The organism is Gottschalkia purinilytica (genome assembly GCF_001190785.1).
Classification (GTDB): domain Bacteria; phylum Bacillota; class Clostridia; order Tissierellales; family Gottschalkiaceae; genus Gottschalkia_A; species Gottschalkia_A purinilytica.
This window is the reverse complement of sequence record NZ_LGSS01000006.1, coordinates 45,245-67,614: the sequence shown is the minus strand read 5'-3', so window position 1 is coordinate 67,614 and position 22,370 is coordinate 45,245. Positions and strand designations below refer to the sequence as shown.

Below are 22,370 nucleotides of genomic sequence, written 5' to 3'. Positions count from 1 at the left end.
ATACCTCCTATTGTAGTCTTTATTCTACAATAGGAGGTGCTTATAAAGATAAACTTCAGCCATACTAAAGGTTATAAAGTATCATTTGTTAAATGACAAAAAAGTTGTTTACTAAGATCGTTACTCAACATTTTAATCCTTTCCAAGTTTGGCAATTTTAAAGCTCCCAAGATACTACATTTTTAATTATAAAGCTTGCCCTTTCTTCGACTCTCATTTTAGGTACCTCAATAAGTTCGTAACCAAGATGTTTATAAGTTTCAAACATGATTTTATAAGTTGCTACAGCTTCTTCAAAATCCTGTTTTCTTTCATGATCGGTTTTGTATATATCTTTCCAAGGTGGTAAAATAAACACTTTCTTGTTATAGTTATACTTTCTAGTTGCTAATTCAAGTTTCTCCGAAATTGGAATATTAATTAAGTGTGTATAGGCAAGAGTATCCGGAATGCCTCTATCAAAAAATAAGGGTTGCTTCAGAGGGTTCATCAATGCTGAAATATAACTTTCTATTGATTTATCTAACATTAGATCACGATATTTTTTTACATTTTTCCAAGGTAGGGCATCACCTTTGGAAGAAACCTGTGTTTGAATGATTTCTCTTGCGACTTCAGGAACGTAGTTATAGTCATTTTTCTGTATTTCATCCAACAAAGTCGTTTTACCAGAACCAGGCCCCCCGGTAATAATGATAAAATCATCTCTGAATAAATTACTATTAGTCATTTTCCAATATTCTCCTTAGTATTTATTATCTTATTAAAAATCCTTATCCACAAAAATGATACGTCCAAACCTTGATTGAGTTGACTCAACCGATCTTCATTAAAGAAGATACGACTATACTCCACTCACTATAGTTCAATAATCAAGATATACATCTTTTTTATAAACTGTATGACTTTATTTCAAATCTACAATAAGTGTGGCTTTAAAATAAAGTTTGATCAAAACGAATTCATTCTTTGTGAGGTATTATACAATTTTTATAAAAAAGTTTGATCATTTTATATCTAAACAATCGTTCCCAATTGTTGAAGTACTTTTTTCTGATTTTTGTTTTGCTTTTAAAACAGCTGCGGCATTTGTTAGAAATTGTTTTTTCCATTTCTGCAATTGAATGAATTTCATGTTCCGAAGCTAGTTCACCTAGTTACTTTTCCCTTTGCAAAAGACTAAATAATACAATGCACCAAGTGCATAGGGGAAAGCCAGCAGTAGAATTTCTAAAACATTCTTTAGACTCCAGAAGCCAGCCAAGATAACTATGGAATCTATCAGTAGGTACGTGGATAGTATAATCAGCCAACCTAAACACAATTTTAAAAAACTTATATATCGTTTTTTCAAATTCTCCCATTTTATATTGGTGATATTTTTGTACAATCTTATTAACCAATCCTTGATTCAACCATATAAATTCTGTAGGTTTAAATAATTAAACTTTTACTATATCAACAATTTTTAACTTCCAAAAAATTGAATAATACAATAATTGCATGGTTGTCTTTTATTATTTATTTATCTTTTATACTTAACATCAGACTCAGTATGACAGCTTATTGTTTCACATTTGGAAATATTAGTGATATGATCAACCCCGAACCAAGCTCTGATTTTGCATCCAACTGAATTGCTAAATCATAAGCCATCTTGCTCACTAAGAAGAGTCCCATACCTGTTGCTTGTCTTGTATAAGTACCTCTACTTCCAGTAAAGCCCTTATCAAAAATAAATGGTAAATCTTCTTCAGATACACCAGGTCCATTATCACTAATATGTAAAATGGTTTGATCACTCACTTCATCATAAACCATTTCAAACTTCAAAATTGGATTATCCTGATTCTGTACAACGTATTTAGTACTATTAAAGATTATTTGCTCTAATATAAAAGCTAACCCCTTGCGATCAGATAAAATTTCTACTTCCTCACCTGTGAACTGTATTTGAAAACCGACTTCATCTAGTAGTGTCTGATGGTCTTCAATTGTCTGTTTACAAAATGCTAGTAAGTTTATAGACTCAAAAATATAATCTTTATGAGTAGCCCCAAGTCTTGCAAAATACAAAATTCGCTCTACGTCTCCAAGCATTTGATCTCTGACATGAAACATACGTCGTCTAACAAGCGGAGACATTTCGTCACTGCGGTTATCTAATACCAATGTCATTAATGACAGAGGCTTTTTAATTTCATGAACCCATCCTTCTATATAGTTTTCATAATCGGTCAACTCAATAACTTGATCATTAAGTTCCGACTGATATGATCTTATGACACTTCCCATTCTACGGATAAATGACCAATGTGTTTTAGGAGATACCCGGCATAATCTTTCTTCGTTCGTCTCATTCGGTTCTAACAAAAAATCTTGAAAGGCAGCTTCTATTATTTTTTGCTTTCTAATTATAATGAATACAGACATCGATATCATCGCTAGAGTAAAAACAATCATTAGCCCTACTAACATCTTAAAGGTTTCTGGATAAGCCAACCAAGCTAAAAAGCTAAATAGAAGATCTGTAGTAATTAAAATAAAAAACCATAGTTTATAAGCATTAAAACAATCATAGATTTGCTTTATCCATCTCATAGTTTCACTTGCCCCCTAAGTCTATAACCCTGACCCCTTATTGTTTCAATTTGATTTTCCAAGTTTAATTGTCGCAGTGTTTTTCGTAAGCGAGTGAGATTTACTTGAAGTGCATTTTCGTCTATATATTGGTCTGTTCCCCATAAAAGTTCACTCAGTGTTGACTTGGATACAATCTCAGGTCTATTCTGTACTAAAGCCAATAAAATTCTTCCTTCATTAGCTGATAATAATAACGATTGAGATCCCTTATACAAAGTAAAGGTATTTGGGTCTAGCAAAAAACTGCCACCATCTATCAAGTCTGGTTGTCCTTCAAATCTTCTTAGCAGGTTCTGAACGCGCGCTAATAATCTATCTCGATTACATGGTTTTGTGAGATAATCATCTGCACCTAAATTAAGACCATGTAATTCATCTTGTAACTTATCTCTAGATGTAAGAATTAATATTGGACCAATCCCTTTTGATTTTAGACTTTTGCATATTTCAAATCCTGATTGTTCTGGCAAATTAATATCTAATAAGACTAAGTCTGGTGCCAAAGTGGCTATTTGAGCAACTATATCATGGAAGTCTGTAATTGCTACTGTTTCATAACCAGCTTTTTGCAATATATCCATTAACTCTTCTCTCATAAATGAATCATCTTCAACAATTGTAATCCTCACCACTTCAGCACCCCCTTCAATGTGAAATTTAACGGTTCCTTAATCTATATTTGGCTTCCAACGCAATTTATCTATCTCATGATCTGCTGAACGGACAACTGCTACTCCATAAATCACGAAAATTGCGATTACTACACATGCAAAGGTAAAGGCAATAGGATAAAGTAACGCGTTGTCTTCGATGCGAATAATAACAAATGAAATCATAGCCCTTATCCCAACAGCTCCACTCACGCATGCAAGAGACATAGGTAACAGAAAAGTCAACATTACCTGTCTATGCATAGATTTTTTCATTTGATTACGTTTTGCTCCCAACATGGAAAGCGTTACATAGCGTTGTCCAGTCTGCTTCATCTGTGTCAAAAATTGTAAAGCTAATACCGTACAAGCAATAATCAAGAATAAGAATCCCATATATAGTGTCGTATAACTTCCAGCAACAACATAGAAGAGTTGACGTCCAAAGTTTTGCAAATAACTTTCAAACTTGAAGCCTGAAGATTTTAATAAGTCTCTAGCTTCCATCATTGGTTTCATTAAACCTTGTTGGTCCTGCAGCTTTTGTGGGATGCGAAAATTCCAATATGACATATAGGATTCCGTATTTAATAATGATTCAAACATATGGTCAGGGACAATAAATGCTGAAGTAATTTCTACGGAACGGTCTGCTACCAATCCTCTCATTGTAATTGATGGACGTATATAGATTGCCTGATCATGAATGCTCATCAAGCTTTGTCCTTCTTTTAAAGCCTCATCAAGAATACTATCTAGTACAGGCATGCTTTCTAGATTATCCATCGGCATAAAATCTGGATTAAAGTATAAAGCAATTTCGTCTGAATGCAGGTTCAGCGGTTTTTCCCCTATGGCTTCTAAAAGTCCATTATATGATGATTCTGGAATGAGGTAAGGTGCTTTTGCATCAATCTCTAGGGCCCCAAACAGATTAAGTGCTTCAGGATTTTCTCGACTGATACTGTAACCCTGCATTTTTCCGGATAAAATCTGCTCTTTATAGTTGCTTGGCAAAGCCATAATTAGCTGCTCTCTTAATTTAGACCAGTCTACCAGCGACAATGGCAAGTCGTCTTCCCCACTTCCATCCTGAAATTTCATTTTTCCAATTTTTAATAAATTCAAGTCCGCTACATATGGTACCATTTTTTCAGAAGTAAGAAATTGCTCAATCTTTTGATTATCCCCATTAACAGTAAAATCATATAACGAGGAACTCCTAGTAAAAACACTTTCTAAACCTATAATAGTTGAAGCACCATTTGTTATCAAAATGATCGACAACGTGATTAGGATCGATGTTATAGCAACAGAAGTGGATTTATTAGCTACGTTCTCTTGAAACTGCCTTAATGTAAATGTGTGCAGCCCTTTAGTAGATTTACGCTTGGACAAGCTTGCCAATAAGCCTAGTAGTTTTCCAAATCCCCTCATAAAAAGGATCGTTCCTAAACTTCCGAGAGCCAATGCCACAAACAGAAGCAGTCCTCCAAAGTCCATAAAACGATATAGAACGATCCAATATGCCACGCCTAGTAAGATAGAACCTGCTAATATATGAAGTATGTTGCTCTTAACATGCCCCATATCTTGCTTCTTATCCATTTGCTCATTCAGTAATTGATGTACCTCTTGATTAAATAATCTTCCACCAAGAATGACTAATGCTATAAACTGAATGAATAAAAAACCGATAATCGTAAAGATAATCGCACTTACCGACAAGCTTATTTGATGACCGATAATGCCTTGTCCGACTAATCTGGAAACCGTCAAGCTGATGATTTCTGCTAAAAATCCGCCTATTAAAATGCCGCCAATGAGTGCCAAAACAGAAGCAATGAGCCCCTCTGCTAAGAGTTGAAGAACAAGGCGCTCTTTGCGCATTCCTAACATAAGATAAAGTCCAAACTCTTTGCTTCTCCGATTTAATTGGTACCGATTGGCAAATAAAATCAAGAAAAACAATAAAAACAATGCAAATACATACACAATTGGCATTCGAGCTAAAAGTTTATCGATCGCATCACTTTCAAACTCCTTTAAGAATAAAATAACATCTTGTCTCCCAAGTGAAAGAATGATATAAAACGAGGCTACTGCTGTTACAAGTGTTGCAAAGTAAATTAAATTTTCCTTACGGCTTCGTTTAGCATTACGATAAATCAGCCTAGAGAACATTTGCGCTTCCTCCCCCAAGTTGAGCTAATAACTTTAAAATTCTTTCATAAAATTTCTCGCGAGACTCATCTTGTTTGCGGCGCAGTTCATGAAATATGACACCATCTTGAATAAAAAGAATTCTTGAGCAAAAGCTTGCTGCATTAGGATCGTGGCTGACCATTAAAATCGTTCTTCCACTACTTCTATTAATACCTTCCAACTTATTCATTAAAATTTTTGCAGAGCGTGTGTCCAATGCCCCTGTCGGTTCATCCGCAAGAACGATATCTGGATCAGAAATCAAACTGCGTGCAGCGGCTACCCTTTGCTTTTGTCCCCCAGACATCTGAGATGGGAATTTGTTAAGGATATCTGTAATTTCTAAAAAACTTGCTAGCTCATCTAATTTAGCTCGTGCTTTTGTAAAATCCACCCCATGAATAGATAATGGTAATAGTATATTTTCTTGCCCAGTTAGATTATCCAGTAATTCAAAGTCTTGAAACAAATATCCAATTCGACTACCGCGATACTCAGCTAAATTCTTACTGTCAAAAGCACTGATGTTTTTACCATTTAAAAGTACACGCCCAGATGTTGGTTTTATTATTGTTGCAATGCAATTTAATAATGTAGTTTTACCAGATCCACTTGGTCCCATTATTCCTAAGAATTCTCCTGGGAGAATATCAAAACTAACACCGTTTAAAGCTTTTGTTATATTGTTTTTCTTTCCATAGTTTTTTTGTAAGTCTTGAACTTCTAGTAATTTTCCTTGTCTAACCACTGTATAACGCTCCTTTCTTATTATCATTTTTCGAAATTATAATCAAATTGATCTATATACATTATAACCAGTATAAAAGACTAGAAACACTTACAAATGATGTAAGGAAAAAGGAATGATGCTGATATGTATATTTTTTCGCTTCTTTCAACTTCTCCATATTTTGTATTTCCGGATGTGAAATCGAGATATTTTCATATGGTATATGTTTGTTTTTTACACTCACACTTTAATCTCGTTGACCGACCTAATGAGGAGACACCTTGAATCTTTAACTACGACTTATAGTCCATGCCACTGCTAATTCCCCGACCTTCTTTAATCCATTTATCGACTTTAGATGTTCTTTTTCTTTTCGCCACAAAAACACCCCTTTAGATAATCATATCCAAAGGGGCAAAATGGTGCAACTTTTTTATAAACGGTACAACTTTATTTCAAATCTACAATAAGCAAACTACTAATTATAAAATCTACTCAACTGTAACTGACTTAGCTAAGTTTCTAGGTTTATCAACATCACAGCCTCTTGTAACTGCAACATAATATGAAAGTAGTTGAAGTGGAACTACAGAAAGTATTGGTGTAAGTAGTGAGATAGTTTTTGGTAAATACACTACTTGTTCAGCTACTTTTTCTATATCTGTGTTTCCTTCAAGAGCAAATGCTATAACCTTAGCACCTCTTGTTACAACTTCTTTTATATTGCTTACCATTTTTTCAAATAGTTCTCCCTGTGTTGCAAGAGCTATGACTGGTATACCATCGTCTATTAGAGCTATAGGCCCATGCTTTAATTCTCCTGCTGCATATGCTTCTGCATGAATATATGATATTTCTTTAAGCTTTAATGCACCTTCAAGGGCAACTGCATTGTCAAGTCCACGCCCTAAATAGAACATGTCTTTATGCATATGATTTCTATCTGCAAACTTTTGAAGTTCTTCTTTTTCTTCTAAAAGCTTTTCAACTTTTTCCGGTAATTGTATCATTTCATCTCTTATAGTTCTATACTCTTCTACTGACATATTTCCATTTAGTCTTGCTAGATATAGACCTATTATATACATTGATATAAGCTGAGTTGTATAAGCTTTTGTTGATGCAACCGCAATTTCTGGTCCTGCCCATGTATAGAATATATCATCAGCTTCTCTTGCAGCTGAGCTTCCAACAACATTTGTTACAGCTATAACTCTAGCTCCGGATTTCTTAGCTTCTCTAAGAGCCGCAAGTGTATCTGCTGTTTCACCTGATTGACTTACAACTATCATAAGGGTTCTTTCATTTATTATTGGATCTCTATATCTGAATTCTGAAGCTATATCAACTTCAACTGGTATTCTGGCTAATTTTTCTATTACATATTTTCCTACTATACCTGCATGATATGCAGTACCACATGCTACTATAAATATCTTATCTATATTTTTTATATCATCTGATGTAAGTTTTATATCATCAAGTTTTATCTCATCTGAATCAGGTATTATTCTTGATGTCATAGTATCTTTTATAGCTTTTGGCTGTTCATGTATTTCCTTTATCATAAAGTGTTCATATCCACCCTTTTCAGCAGCTTCTGCATCCCAAGTTACATGAAACACTTCTTTTTCTACTTTCATTCCTTCAAGAGTCATTATCTCTACATTGTCTCTTGTAAGAACTACTAGTTCCTTATCTTCTAAAAGATATACCTTTCTAGTCTGTGCAAGTATTGCTGGAATATCTGATGCTATAAAGTTTTCACCTTCTCCAATTCCTACTATAAGAGGGCTATCTTTTCTTATAGAAACAAGTTTATCAGGTTCATTACTACTTACTACTCCAAGCGCATATGAACCTTCTAATTTTTCAACTGCTTGTGAAACAGCCTTAACTATATCTCCCTTATAATAGTAATCTACAAGATGAGCGATAACTTCTGTATCTGTTTCTGTTAAAAAATTATATCCAAGTGATGTTAGCCACTCTTTTAGGTATAAATAGTTTTCTATTATACCATTGTGTACAACACTTATAGTTTTATCTTTATTAAAGTGGGGATGTGAGTTAATATCTGATGGCTCTCCATGAGTAGCCCATCTAGTATGCCCTATACCCACTACACCATTAATAGGTTTTTCTTCTAACTTTTCTTCTAGGTTTAAAAGTCTTCCTTTACATTTTTCTATTTGTATTTTATCATTGTCGATAATAGCAACACCAGCTGAATCATATCCTCTATATTCTAATTTCGACAATCCTTCTACTAAAAGTGGTGATGCCTGTCTGTGTCCAATATAACCTACGATTCCACACATATTTTTTTCTCCCTTCATCAGTTAGAAAAACCCATGACCACACCCTTTTGTACTGAAATTACTCTCAGCTTTGTTAGGCTTTTAACGTTGGTCAGCCGCAGGGCACCCGCCGATAATTTCGATTAACCCTGTCCTCGTCAACTTCTTATGAAGTCCTGGCGCTTACTTATTACTCTTTTTTAGTTCACCTCCTATATCAAGTTCTTTATATGGGTTTTTTCGTAAGAATAATTATATTATATATTAATAAAAATTGTAAATAGTAAATTTATTATTACAAAAATACATCAAATTTGACAAGGTAAATATTGGTTAAACGATAATATTTAACGAATTTATGTTTATATGAATATTACATTTAATATACTTCTTATAATCTTCTTAAATAAAGATAGATGGTCACAAATTATAAATAATAGCAATTTACGAAAGTTTTTTTACTTAAATTGTCAGTTGATATATTCCATATATGGCTATATAACCAAAAAATATCGTATGAATTAACCTAGTTTTCTAATAATTGGTTTAATCATACGATACTAATATCAGTTTCTTAATCAAGAAATATTACTTATAGCTGAATCTTCTGAGAATGTCTTTACATTATAGAGTATAAATATATCTTTTATTTTGTTATCTTTGATTAATTTACTTATATCTTCATTATAATATCTTAAGTCTACTATATATATTTCAGAATAATTTCCAGTTAAAAAAGGAATTAAACTGTTTGCATAAGAATCTTTAACTAATAAAAGTTTCTTTTTATTTTTTGTATTAGTAGTTACCTTTATTAATGGCTGATTTCCTCCAAAGAATACAGTATATTTATCCTTTTTCTTTAGATTCTCTAATTTATATAAAGAATCATCTTTCTCTTTGTTATCTAGATATTCAACTCTTACTTCTTCATATTTTTTAGGAATATAAAGATTAATACTATCAGGTTCTAAGTTTCTAAATCCACCTTTAGAATATAATGATCCATAAAAATTATCTGTAACCTTTTCAGTATAAAAATACTCATTGTCATGATATTTCAATCCCATGGATTTACAAAGCTTTTCATAAGCATAATAAGCACCTTTTGTAGTCCAATGATGATCTGTCTTATAGTAAATATATTCATCTTTATGTTCTTTTAATTCATTATATACATCAATAAATTCAACATCTTTGTCTAGTAAGTTTTTAACTTCTTCTATATATTCAAGTTCCTCTTCATGTGGCGCATATTTTGGAAGTTTTTCCTCTAAAACTTTTATAGAATTAGGAACTAACATAAAGTATTTATTCAATTTAGGATTATTCTTTGCAAATGAATTTATGGCATTAATCTTTTCTTTCAAATCTTTCTTATTATATTTATTAAATTTTTCCATTAAGTAATTATCTTTGCCTAAATAAACGTCATTGTTTTCTTTCTTCCCTATAACTCTTTCAGAATTAGACTTAACACCTATCCAAAAATCTCTTAATGGAAATTGATCCGAAATATATTTTTCAAAGTTAGAAGTAAATTTCCCATTAAAAAGTTGTTCAAAGGAAAACCGATGTAACTGCTCAAGTACCCTATTCTCTGATTCTGAAAATTTCTTACTTGGAATAAATATATTTAACATAATCATAGTTCCTATAAATGCAATTAGCAGTATTCCTATATTGTATTTATATATTTTGCTGTATTTATTCAAACTTGACACCCCATTTCTTATTTAGTATAAATCCATTATTAAAATCTAAAGTACAGAAATGGATTATAACTTTCATTTACTAAATAAGCTGTAGAAAGAAAAGCTAAAAAAGTATAAGCTGATGGTATTGCTATAGTTCCTATTCTATTTAATTTATTCTTTAAATACATTATTAATCTATTAGGTATTGGTGTTGAGCAAATAGCTAATATTATAAATAGTACAATATTTGTATATAGGTAATAAATAGCTGTATTGTCGTATAGTCCTTTAGTACCTATTCCAAACATAGTTTTTATATAATTAGCTCCTTGAAATATACTTTCAAATTCAAATATTACCCATCCAACAACTACAACTAATAAGGTATATATATGCCCTATAAATTTAGGTGTATTTTTTAACCATTTTATTAAAAATACTTTTTCTATAGTTACAAAAAAGCCAAAATAAAGCCCCCATAAAATAAAGTTCCAATTTGCTCCATGCCAAAAACCTGTCAAAAACCAAACTACAAATAAGTTTCTGTATTGTTTGAGTTTACCAACTCTATTACCACCTAAAGGTATGTATACATACTCTCTAAACCAAGATCCTAGTGAAATATGCCATCTACGCCAAAACTCTGTAACAGTTTTTGATACATATGGATAATTAAAGTTTTTCATTAGATCAAATCCAAACATTTTTCCTAATCCTATGGCCATATCTGAATATCCACTAAAATCAAAATATATTTGAAATGTGAATGCTATTATACCTAACCACGAAGCTAATACTGTAAGTTCGTTTGTAGGAGTAGCTTTTATGGTTGTCCATAAAAGTCCTATATTATTTGCTAATAATACTTTTTTTGAAAGACCAGTAATAAACTTCTCTGCACCTTCTCCAAACATGTCAAAACTTTCTTTTCTATTATCCAATTGTTTAGATATATCTCCGTATTGAACAATTGGTCCAGCAACCAATTGCGGGAACATAGTCACATAAGTGCCAAAAGATATTATGTTCTTTTGAACTGGAACCTTTTTCAGATAAACATCTATAACATACGACATTGTTTGAAAAGTATAAAAAGATATACCTACAGGCAATGGTAGTCTTTTTACAGTTAAATGCAAATCAAATAAACTATTAATATTATCAATTACAAATCCATAATATTTAAAAAAGCAAAGTATGGCTAAATTTATAACAATAGAATTTATAAAAACTGATTTACATATGTTCTTTCTATCTCTATATTTTTCTATTAATAGTCCATTTATATAGTCAAATACTGTAGAAAATAGCATTATAGTTATATATAATGGTTCTCCCCAAGCATAAAATATTAAGCTGACTATAAACAAAACCAAATTTCTAGCAGGTTTAGGTGAAATATAGTACATAAAAAGCGTTATTGGTAAAAACATAAAAATAAAAATTAAACTACTAAAAACCAACTATCATCCCTCCTAAGTCAATTCCTAACGCTTTTTCATATACTATTTAATAGACTCATCAAAGGCATTTTCTGCTTTTTCTGCATCCTTAGAGATAGCAAGGAATATATAGTTTCCATTTGTTTTTAAAACGTGTTTTTCTATTAAAAAATATTCATCTGGTAAGTAATCTTTAAAGCTAGATTCTTGTTTCTTAATTCTTTCTTCAATTTTTTCTTTTATTTTATCTACATCATTTGAATCTTTAGCTTTAATTATAGCTATTTCATCTGCTTTAAGATTGGATTTAGGAGAATAAACTGTAAATTCTTCTACATCTTCTGGCTTGATTCCATAAAGTTTTTCTAATTTATTTCCATCTTCTTTTTTCATGTTAGAAGTATCTATGCTTTCAACTACCTTTTTACTTATTTCTTTAACAGAAACATTTTTAGTCTCTTTGCTCTTTGTTGAACATCCTGACAATGCCCCCGCTATTAAAATAGTAGCTAATGTTCCTGCCATAAATTTTTTAATTCTGCTTTTTTTAAGTCTTATCATTTGTTATCCTTCCTTTCTTCTTTATACTAATTTATATTATTTTTAACATAATCCAACCATATTTTATAAAACTTACTTTTAGGATGTATTCCATCAGGTTCATAAAAGTCATTTATATTGTTTTCTATTACAGGTAACAAATTTATATAATTTAAATTTTCTTCTTGTGCTAATTCTTTAATAACATTATTAAATTGATCCATTCTATTTCTAGAGTAATTAGAATTCTTTTTTAGCACCTTATTATCTACTGGAAGCATGGATTGTAAATATATATTACTATTTGGCAATCTCTCTTTTATTAAAGTTACTAGTTCTCTATAGCCCTTTTTAAATTGTTCTGTACTGATACCTGACTCTATATCATTCATTCCAAAAAGCATATATATGTTTCTAGGTTTCTTACTTATTAAGCTATCAATGTGTGATTTTGCTTTCACAGCTGTTAATCCTTTTATACCTAAAACATTTTTATCATTAAGTACCTCATAAAACGATATACTCTCTGTTATAGAATCTCCCATGAAAACATCATTTTTGAAAAATTCTTTATTAGGTATGTTAATATCTTGAATATTTTGACCATTCTTATTATCATCATTTTCTGATACTTCACTATTTTTATCATCTTGTTCATGTAATTCTGTATCCTCTTCTTTGAAAGAATCTGTTTCATTATCAGACACTTCCCATTTTAATTGTGGTTCTTCCTCTAAATCTTCGCTCACGAGATTATTATCTTTAGAATTGGACTCTGTAGGGGTTTCTACTTTATCATTTTTATTTCCTGTGGAATGGCTCATTACTGACGATATTCCATATGATAACATTAAAGCCAATACTATCATTGATGTTATAAATCTTTTAGGATTTATTTTTATTTTTTTCTTTGATTTCTTTTTCCTCATTCTATGATACATCCCTTATTTTATTTTTTTACTGTAAAATGTCTTCTTCTTTTAAAAAACGACAATATTTTCTGACCAAGTAAAATTATAATACATATGTTATAAAAAATAGTTAAAAAATGGTGTCTAATTTATTTCATTTTTATGTATGAATACGCTCGTTTACTTACTTATTTACAGAATTCGTATATGAAGTCTTGTAATCATTTAATATATTTATCAATTTTTTAAATGACTTTATTCAACTTACAACATATTTTGATTTTACATTATATTTTTATACAATTTAATGTTGTGAATAATACATAATTGACAATATATTCACTAGATACTACAATATTTAAAAATAATAACATGTTTCTAGAATAATAGTGGGGGTTAGTATGTACGAAGAAAAGAAAAATAAGATTTCTCCTTTATCAGTGAATGTTTGGAAAGTAACATCGATCATAGGATTTAATATAGCATTAGTTGTACTATCTTTAGTTATAGTTTTATTTCCATCAAAAGGTGTCTTTGATACTATAAAAACTTTATTAATTGTATTTTTATTTATTCTATTAGTCTACTACATTATTAGACTAACTTTATTATCTAAAATGTGGTATAGGAATTGGAACTTTTACTTAAATGACAATGTAGTAATATTAGAATATGGGATTATATATAAAAATAAAGTAACTATACCTATAAACAGAATACAATATGTTGATATACACCAAGGACCTATACTAAAGTTTTATAAAGTTAGAACTATGTCTATACATACAGCAGGTGGTAAAAATGAAATTCCATATCTTCCTGATAGTGAATGTATCGACTTTCAATCTACTCTAATAAAAGAAGTAGAAAGGAGCCGTGAAGAATTTGGAATATAAGAAACAACATATATACTTTTTATTTTCAAAGTTAATAAGTTCCTTAGAAAGTGCTTTTTGTTTGTTTGCCATATGTATTGCTATAACTAAAAATTCTTATTTAAAAGAATATATTATATCTTTTTATTTTATATTAGGTACATTTTTAATTACATTAACATATTCAATCTTACAATGGCATAGAAACATCTATGCTATTTCAGATAATTATATATATACTAAGAGTGGCATATTGAATATTAATGAAAGAAGAATACCTTTTGCAAAAATTCAAACTATAGATATATCTTCTTCTTATTTTCAAAGACTGTATAATATTTGTAGTATTCAAATAGAAACTCCTGGTTCTTCAGATGAATGCGAGGTTCAAATGATTTTAGATTATAATACTGCAAATAATATTAGAGAAATCATACTAAAAAATAATGATAATAAAATTACTTCTACTAAAAATATTACTACTAAAGATAATAAAGATATAGATTCTGATATGAATGTAGTTGAGTCAGAAAGTATTTGTGATAAAAATATAAAAAGTATATATACTTTTAAGCCTAGCTACATGATTATAAAATCTTTAACAAGTTTTAAATGGTTGGTAGTTTTACCTTTTGGGTTAACTTTTTATTCTTTTTTTGATGATTATATGCCTAAAAAGTCCATAAGTAAATTAATTAGCGATACTGGTTTAGTTTTAAATAAGATATTCAATAGAAATAACTTAGATGACATGCGTGATTTATTTCTCATTTTCTTTATAATGTCGGTTATTTTTTCTATCATTAATACTATAGTAAAATATCATAATTTTAGTTTATCTAGAAAAAATAATAATATAAAAATCAGTTATGGATTATCTAATAAAAAGGAAATATCAATTCCTGTAAATAGAATATCAAGCATAAAAATAACAGAAAGTATATTTAAAAAGCTATTTGGATTTGCTGAAATATCTATTGAAAGCATAGGCTATGGAAATGAAGATGGTGAAGAAAGTATACTATGTCCATTTATAAAAGCTAATGAGATTAATTCATTAATTTCTGATTTATTACCAGAAGTTAGTTTGAATTACAATTTTAAAAAAGTATCTAATAGGTCGTTATATTATTATGTATTAGAGAGCATAACCTTACCTACTTTCTTTTTTATAGCTATGTTCTTCTATAAAAAATATTATGGGTATATTTTTATGATACTACCAATATTTATGCTAATATTAGGCTTTTATAGATATAAAAATGCAGGTATATCTTATTATGATAATATTCTTATAATCAGTTTAAGAAAATTTTCTTTATGTACTATAATAATTCCAAAGTCAAAAATTCAGTCTATAGAAAGTAGACAGAATCCTATTCAAAAAATAAACGATATATATACTCTAAATATTAACATTCAAGGAGAATTTGTTCATGATAACTATAAGGTAAAAGGCTTTAGTAGTGATATAATCTCTAATTTCGCTAATTGGTTTACAAATAAAAAGTTGAATACTAATTAATTAGTATTCAACTTTTGCTTTATAATAAACTTCTATTAAATGCTCTTTTAAAAATATTATCTACACTTTTCTTCTATCAGTTTTGCTATATTGTTAGCAATCTCTGTTATTTGTTCTATGTTCTCTCCCTCTAGCATAACGCGAATAAGTGGTTCTGTTCCTGAAGCTCTTATTAATACTCTTCCTTTTCCATTCAGTATTTCCTCTGCTTTATTTATCTCAGATATTATTTCGTTATCTTCTTGATATATATCCTTTTTGTCGTTTGTAACTTTAGCGTTTACTAATACTTGAGGTAATTCTTTCATTATATTTTTCAACTCTGATAATTTTTTACCTTCATCTTTTAAAGTAGATACAAGTGATAAAGCTGTTATAAGACCATCACCTGTTGTATTATAATCAAGTAGTATTATATGACCTGATTGTTCTCCACCTAGTTTATATCCGCCTTCTAACATACTTTCAAGAACGTATCTATCGCCAACTTTTGTTTTTATAGTTGATATTTTTTCGTTATTACATGCAATATCAAGTCCCATATTACTCATTACAGTTACAACTAATGTGTCTTTATCTAATTTGCCTTTTTCTTTTAGATGCTTTGCAAGTATTGTCATTATAAAATCTCCGTTTATTTCTTCTCCATTTTCATCTACTGCAAGACATCTATCTGCATCTCCATCAAATCCAAGACCAATATCACACTTATTATCTACTGTAAATTTTTTAAGTTCTTCAAGATGAGTTGAGCCACAATTTTTATTTATATTTTTTCCATTAGGATTATTATGAATCACATATACTTCTGCTCCAAGTCTTTTAAATATTTCTGGGGCACAGTAATATGATGCTCCTTCTGCACAATCCATAGCCACTTTGAGACCTTTAAAATTAATATCTACTATACTATTTAAGTATTCTATATAATCCTCTGCTGCGTCATCTTTTAATTCTCTAATTCCTATATCGTCTCCTGTTGGTGATGGTATATTTTCTACTCCATCATCTAGTATATATTTCTCTATTTCTTCCTCAATTTCATCAGCTAATTTGTATCCGTCTTTATTAAAAAATTTTATTCCATTATATTCAACTGGATTATGTGAAGCAGAAATAACAATTCCTGCATCAGCATTATATTTTCTTGTTAAATATGATACTGCTGGTGTTGGTACAACTCCTATTGATACAACATTTGCTCCTACAGAACATATTCCAGCAACTAATGCAGCTTCTAACATATCTCCTGATATTCTAGTGTCTTTTCCTACTATTATTTTTGCTTCCTTTTTATCTCTTGTTAATACATAAGCTCCCGCTTTTCCTATTTTATAAGCTAACTCGCAAGTTAGTTCTTTATTCGCAATTCCTCTTACTCCATCTGTTCCGAATAGTCTTCCCACTAATTAACGCCTCCTCTTAAAGTTTGTAAAAAACAATATCTCTCATATAATATCATAGTAAAGTATATTTTTACAACGAATTTTACATTATATTCCAACAGTTTTAAAACCATTTCCATTCACTTCTTGTACTGTATTTATAGTCATAAAAGCCTTAGGATCTACTCTACTTACTATAGTTTTTAATTTAACTATTTCTGTAGGTGAAACTATACAATAAATCATTCTTTTCGTTGATTTAGTATATCCTCCTTGTCCTTCTAAAAGAGTTACACCTCTATTCATCTTTATCATTATTTCATCTGCAAGCTCTCTTGACTTATCTGATACTATAAATACATTTTTCTTGATATTAAATTTAGCTTGTATTTTATCTACTATTTGATAGGATATAAACATTGAAATTATAGTGTACATGGCAGGCTTTAATCCAAATAAAATAGATGAAATAGTTATTATAGTAGTATTGAATCCCATAAGCCCTACTCCAATGTTTATATTATAGTATCTTTTAATTATAGCACATACTACGTCTACTCCACTTTGTAGTACTTTATTTCTATATAATATAACCATACCTACTCCATTGAAGACTCCTCCAAATATACACCCAAGTAATACATCATTAAGTCCTATAAGACTTCCTATATTTTTAGTTAAGTGTAACAATAATGAATTAGTTATTATAGATATAGATGTATATAATAATACTTTTTTATCTAATTTTTTCATTCCAAGAATAAGAAGAGGAACATTAAGAATAAGGGCTGTAAGTGAGGTAGGCATTGTAAACATATAATAAAATAGAATTGATATACCACTTACTCCACCACTTAACATTTTATTGGGTATAAAGAATCCATTAATAGCGATAGAGCATAGTAAATTTCCAATTATAACGAAAGGTATTTTTTTAAATACTTCAATTAGTAACTCTTTGATCTTATTATGATCACCTGTAGTTTCCACCTTTAAAACCTCTCTTTTAAATATTTTTTATTAGAAAATCAAGTTTTTACACACTGATTATATAGTTATCTAATATATATTTCAATTCCCATAATTAAATGTTTATAGCTTTATAAAAGTATGGTTACTTGTTAATATATTTTATGAGTTAATAGGTTTCTTTTGTACTACTTTCATCTATATTCCTTTAATTTTTAAAACTCTTAATAAATCCTATTTATCACTTTAAATATAAATATTTTTTTAAAGTGAAGCTAAAATATATAAAAATTTCAATAATCATTTATTTACATAAGTAAAATTAAAGAAAAAATATAGTAAAATGAAACTTATGAATAGGGAAAATTCATTTAAGCAGAAAAGCTAGCCTACATAGGCTAGCTTTTTCATAAAAAATATTATTCATTTTTTCTTAAAGTTATAGGTAAACTATTAGGATTTATTTGAAGTATTTCTAATCCTTCAATTTGAGATGGAGTTATTTTAATTATATGATCTCCTTCTGAAAGCCCATTTAGATCTACACTCAACTTCAAATCTGATGTAGAAATTTTATTTACCAATTTTTCTTTTCCTCTTATACTAACTATAACTTTAGGTGGTAAATTATCTTTGACAATGTTTAATCCTTCTGCTAAATTTAGAAAGCTAATCTGGCTCATATCATAATCTATATCTCTAGTTATAGTTCTTTCTAATTCAATTTTTACAGCTACTTTATTTCCTCCTACAGTGTTTACTCCGTTAGGTAAAATTACTCTTGAAGAAAATTCTTTATTAGCACTTAGATTAGTTATATCTATTGGCTCAATTTGTAAAGCATTTACATTTTTAATATCCTCGTTAAGCCCTTTTATTCCTATAACAGATGGAACTACCTGCATCTTAGATATAGTATATCCATTAGGCAAAGTCCCCCTTGTCTTAGGAACTACAGGTACTTTTTTAGTCCTAAGTACAGGTAAAGATACCTCTGTAAATCTAGGTTCTATATCTACTTTTTTTACTTGTTTTCCCTTCGAATCAACTGCTATTAAAGGTACTCTTAAGTTCTTACTAGACCTTATATCATTTATATTAACATTTGCAATAACTTTTGAAACTGAATTAACATAACTTCTTGCACCTTTAACAGTTACTGTTTCAGGACTCAATTGACCATCTTCTATACTATATCCTTCTGATGAAGTTCCTGTGGTTTTAATGCTCACTCTTTTTTCTTTAGATACTATACTATCAATTTTAAATGAAACTTGTCTAGGTCTTACGTCCTCTATATCTAATTTCAAAGGAACTTTAACATCTATATAAACTTTGCTTACTCCTTCTGAATATCCTAGTAAGTCTGCTTTTGCTATTATATCGTTAGGATCTAAGTTATTTATATCATTTCTTCTTCCTTTAACTTTAACACTAACCCTCACATCTCTAGGCTCTATTAGAACTAGCCCTGAATTTTTTAATGTGTGTTCGTTTATTATATCAACTTTTATATTATTTAACTCTTTAGTAACTCTAGGATTTACTTCACTAATAACATAAGACCAAAGTACAATGGCAATAAATATTGATAGCACTTTTATAGTTAAATTACTATCTTTAGCTTTGCTCATTTTTATTCCTCCATTTAAACAATAATCCTTGTTTCTGGGAATTAGGTTTATATATGTTAACTAATATATCCTTAAGTGTATTCATGTCTATATACCTAGTTAGATTTCCATTTTCCGCTACAGATATAACTCCTGTTTCTTCTGATACAATTATTGCTATACAGTCAGATCTCTCAGTTATTCCTAAAGCGGCTCTATGTCTTGTTCCTAATTCTTTACTTAGATACATATTTTCAGTAAGTGGTAGAAAACATCCTGCTGCTTTTATATTATCTTCTTTTATAAGTACAGCGCCATCATGTAGTGGAGTATTTGGTATAAATATGTTTATGAGTAGTCCACTTGACACTTTACCATTTATTCTCGTCCCTGTTTCTGCTACTTCACTCAATCCTGTATCTTTTTCTATTATCATTAATGCTCCTATTTTTTGTCTTGCTAATGAAGCAGTAGCTTCTACAATTTCATCTGATATAGAATTTATATCCTCATCTTTAATTTCTGCAATAGACTTAGTAAAGAATCTAGTTCTACCTATATATTCTAATGCTCTTCTTAATTCAGGTTGAAATACTATTAGAAGAGCTATAACTCCTACAGTCATTGTTTTTTCAAGTATCCAATAAACAGTATATAATTGTAATATATCACTTATTTTAGTAGCTACTAATAACACTAAAATGCCTTTTAGTAGCTGTTCTGCTCTAGTTTCTCTTATAAGCATAAATAACTTATAAAAGACTAAAGCAACTATAATAATATCTATAATATCTCTTAATCTTATGTTTATAAAAAGTTCTTTTAAAAAGTCCAAATTATACACCCCTATGTAAAATTTACATTTTACTCATATTCTTATATATGTTTATTGCTTATAATTTGATTATATAATAAATACAAGATATTTAAAATATCTATTCAGTTTTATATTAATTAGTTTTGATCCTTTTAATTAAAATTAAACCAGAGAAAGTACTTAATATATCTCTGGTTTAACTTATTTATATCTTAGTATCTTTATCGTCAATATAATCATTAATAGATTCTGGTATTATTGTATCTTCATGTAAAATTTGTGATTCTTTCATGTATTTATCCAATTTATTCTGATTTGTTTTCCATAAATATATTAAATAAGGAATAAATAAGAGTCCATATATAGGTATTTTTGACATAAGAATAAAGTCAAATATTCCATGAAGAATAGCTGGCATATAAAGTGACTTTCTTAAATATTTTTCCTTTAATCTATCATCATTACAAAATTTTGATAAAGAAATATAGTAACCCATAGTAACTGCAAATATTGTATGTGCTGGAACAGATAATATTCCTCTATATAGCCCTACATAAGGATTGTAACTAAATCTAAATACTACGTATACAATATTTTCTATAGTTGCAAATCCAAGAGCTGAAAAAACACAATATATTATTCCATCTAATCTTTCATTAAAGTTTCTATTTTTATAGATATATTTCATTATTACAAGCCTTTTAAAGTATTCTTCAGTTAGTCCTGCTACAATAAATGATACATATAATACTCCCAATAATCCTGGAAATATATTGAGCAATGAAAGTGATCTTTCTACAAATAAAGTTGGTATAACTGAAAGTGCTCCAAAAATAAAAGTATTAAAAAGAACTGATATAGGTTCTTTCTCATATTTATCACTTAAATATGTTGCTAAAGCTATAGAAATAGCAGGCACAATAGCTATTATAAATAGTCTTAAAATCAATACCTTCAGTCCTTTCATAGTTTTACTTATATTATTTGAATTTATCCAATTAATAATACTAATATATAAAACAAAAAAACTGTACCATTTACTAGTACAGTCTTTTTATACTAATTTTTCATATTATCACTTAAAATACAAGAAATTTCATTTGATATTTTTGAAGTTTCTTGTATTTTTTCTTTTAACATAGAAAGTTTTTCAGATAATCCTTTGTCTTTTACCCTACCATTTTCACTAGAGTTTAAAAGCAATACTATGCTATTTATGTGGTCAAAGTTATTTTCGTTATTTTTATCTATTTCACTTAAATCCCTCAACATATTTTTCATAGCAGATAAATCTTCCATATACATTATCCTTTCAATCTTTTTTATCCTATGTATATATTCTTCTACTTTATAAAAAAAGTATTCATCTAATTTTACTTGAATTGTCTTCTATTATACATTTTTTTGTAAAAAACTTGAAAGTTCATATATAGCATCTTCTTCATCTTCACCACTAGCTACAAGAGTTATTTGATCACCTTGAATAGCACCTAAGCTCATAATTCCTAATATACTTTTTGCTTCATACTCGTTATTTTCCTTTACTATTTTTATATCGGATAAATATCTTGATGCTTTCTTTACAAACAAACTAGCCGCTCTAGCATGTAACCCCTCATCTCTATTCAATGTAATTCTAACTTTTTTCATGATTTCCCTCCTTCCCGTTGGAAAACGTTTTCTTTAAGATCACAAGAATCACTTCATCCATCCTCTAAACTATATTTACCTTAATACTTTTTATCCTCGAATTTATACGAACCGCAATGAAAAAACAACATCATTTTAAGTTTTAGTTAAAATATTAACTAAATTGCTTACAGAAAATATGTTTTTATAAGATAATCGTTGTTACATTAAAATAAAATTTATTTAGTTCTTTATCTTTAGTTATAACAAGCTTTTTTAAAGAAATCTCTTAAGATGAAATTTAAGTTAATATTGTTCTTTATAACACACCAAAATTGTTAAAGTAATAATAACAGTCTATATATAGATTATAGTTATACATGATTATAATTTCAACATTTTAATTCAAAATAAATGTAAAAAATTCGTTAACTAACTT

General features: G+C 29.1%; 19 protein-coding genes. 2 read left to right on the top strand and 17 right to left on the bottom strand.

The window, feature by feature from the left end; translation table 11 throughout:
* Positions 1 to 157: 157 nt before the first annotated feature.
* From CLPU_RS07870 to CLPU_RS07820, 10 genes are all read right to left on the bottom strand, one after another.
* Positions 158 to 730, bottom strand: a complete 573-nt coding sequence (locus CLPU_RS07870; protein ID WP_050355113.1) for an AAA family ATPase — start codon at positions 728 to 730, stop codon at positions 158 to 160.
* Between the two features lie 833 nt (positions 731 to 1,563).
* Positions 1,564 to 2,601, bottom strand: a complete 1,038-nt coding sequence (locus CLPU_RS07865) for a sensor histidine kinase (protein WP_050355112.1) — start codon at positions 2,599 to 2,601, stop codon at positions 1,564 to 1,566.
* Positions 2,598 to 3,275, bottom strand: a complete 678-nt coding sequence (locus CLPU_RS07860) for a response regulator transcription factor (RefSeq protein WP_082154142.1) — start codon at positions 3,273 to 3,275, stop codon at positions 2,598 to 2,600. The genes CLPU_RS07865 and CLPU_RS07860 overlap by 4 nt, the downstream gene beginning before the upstream one ends.
* 36 nt (positions 3,276 to 3,311) lie before the next feature.
* Positions 3,312 to 5,477: an ABC transporter permease gene (locus CLPU_RS07855; protein WP_050355111.1), complete on the bottom strand. Its 2,166-nt coding sequence runs from the start codon at positions 5,475 to 5,477 to the stop codon at positions 3,312 to 3,314.
* A complete protein-coding gene (locus CLPU_RS07850; protein ID WP_235436139.1) occupies positions 5,467 to 6,246 on the bottom strand; it encodes an ABC transporter ATP-binding protein in 780 nt (259 codons plus the stop codon). The genes CLPU_RS07855 and CLPU_RS07850 overlap by 11 nt, the downstream gene beginning before the upstream one ends.
* A gap of 473 nt (positions 6,247 to 6,719) precedes the next feature.
* Positions 6,720 to 8,549 (bottom strand): glutamine--fructose-6-phosphate transaminase (isomerizing), encoded by a 1,830-nt coding sequence (gene glmS / locus CLPU_RS07840; RefSeq protein ID WP_050355109.1) that lies wholly within the window; start codon positions 8,547 to 8,549, stop codon positions 6,720 to 6,722.
* A gap of 557 nt (positions 8,550 to 9,106) precedes the next feature.
* Positions 9,107 to 10,243, bottom strand: a complete 1,137-nt coding sequence (locus CLPU_RS07835; RefSeq protein ID WP_050355108.1) for a DHHW family protein — start codon at positions 10,241 to 10,243, stop codon at positions 9,107 to 9,109.
* Positions 10,244 to 10,281: 38 nt separating this feature from the next.
* On the bottom strand, positions 10,282 to 11,688 hold the full coding sequence (locus tag CLPU_RS07830; RefSeq protein ID WP_050355107.1) for an MBOAT family O-acyltransferase: 1,407 nt from the start codon (positions 11,686 to 11,688) through the stop codon (positions 10,282 to 10,284).
* A 42-nt stretch (positions 11,689 to 11,730) separates the two neighbouring features.
* Positions 11,731 to 12,228, bottom strand: coding sequence for a DUF4358 domain-containing protein (locus tag CLPU_RS07825; RefSeq protein ID WP_050355106.1), 498 nt, complete (start codon positions 12,226 to 12,228; stop codon positions 11,731 to 11,733).
* A gap of 26 nt (positions 12,229 to 12,254) precedes the next feature.
* Positions 12,255 to 13,136, bottom strand: coding sequence for a GDSL-type esterase/lipase family protein (locus CLPU_RS07820; RefSeq protein ID WP_050355105.1), 882 nt, complete (start codon positions 13,134 to 13,136; stop codon positions 12,255 to 12,257).
* Between the two features lie 383 nt (positions 13,137 to 13,519).
* Here CLPU_RS07820 and CLPU_RS07815 point away from each other — a divergent pair, with 383 nt between their 5' ends.
* Together CLPU_RS07815 and CLPU_RS07810 are read left to right on the top strand one after the other, a co-directional pair.
* Entirely contained in the window at positions 13,520 to 14,014 is a 495-nt protein-coding gene (locus tag CLPU_RS07815; RefSeq protein WP_050355104.1) for a PH domain-containing protein, read from the top strand.
* Positions 14,004 to 15,518 (top strand): PH domain-containing protein, encoded by a 1,515-nt coding sequence (locus tag CLPU_RS07810; RefSeq protein ID WP_050355103.1) that lies wholly within the window; start codon positions 14,004 to 14,006, stop codon positions 15,516 to 15,518. Before CLPU_RS07815 ends, CLPU_RS07810 begins: the two co-directional genes overlap by 11 nt.
* Before the next feature lie 56 nt (positions 15,519 to 15,574).
* Here CLPU_RS07810 and glmM read toward each other — a convergent pair whose 3' ends face one another.
* From glmM to CLPU_RS07775, 7 genes are all read right to left on the bottom strand, one after another.
* On the bottom strand, positions 15,575 to 16,924 hold the full coding sequence (glmM, locus tag CLPU_RS07805) for a phosphoglucosamine mutase (RefSeq protein ID WP_050355102.1): 1,350 nt from the start codon (positions 16,922 to 16,924) through the stop codon (positions 15,575 to 15,577).
* Positions 16,925 to 17,011: 87 nt separating this feature from the next.
* Positions 17,012 to 17,893 (bottom strand): YitT family protein, encoded by an 882-nt coding sequence (locus tag CLPU_RS07800; protein WP_050355101.1) that lies wholly within the window; start codon positions 17,891 to 17,893, stop codon positions 17,012 to 17,014.
* A 398-nt stretch (positions 17,894 to 18,291) separates the two neighbouring features.
* On the bottom strand, positions 18,292 to 19,506 hold the full coding sequence (locus CLPU_RS07795) for a CdaR family protein (RefSeq protein ID WP_050355100.1): 1,215 nt from the start codon (positions 19,504 to 19,506) through the stop codon (positions 18,292 to 18,294).
* Positions 19,493 to 20,320: a diadenylate cyclase CdaA gene (gene cdaA / locus CLPU_RS07790; RefSeq protein WP_082154139.1), complete on the bottom strand. Its 828-nt coding sequence runs from the start codon at positions 20,318 to 20,320 to the stop codon at positions 19,493 to 19,495. Before cdaA ends, CLPU_RS07795 begins: the two co-directional genes overlap by 14 nt.
* Positions 20,321 to 20,507: 187 nt before the next feature.
* Positions 20,508 to 21,251, bottom strand: coding sequence for a PrsW family intramembrane metalloprotease (locus tag CLPU_RS07785; protein WP_235436138.1), 744 nt, complete (start codon positions 21,249 to 21,251; stop codon positions 20,508 to 20,510).
* 110 nt (positions 21,252 to 21,361) lie between these two features.
* A complete protein-coding gene (locus tag CLPU_RS07780; protein WP_050355097.1) occupies positions 21,362 to 21,601 on the bottom strand; it encodes a hypothetical protein in 240 nt (79 codons plus the stop codon).
* A 93-nt stretch (positions 21,602 to 21,694) separates the two neighbouring features.
* Positions 21,695 to 21,952: an HPr family phosphocarrier protein gene (locus tag CLPU_RS07775; protein ID WP_050355096.1), complete on the bottom strand. Its 258-nt coding sequence runs from the start codon at positions 21,950 to 21,952 to the stop codon at positions 21,695 to 21,697.
* Positions 21,953 to 22,370 lie beyond the last annotated feature (418 nt).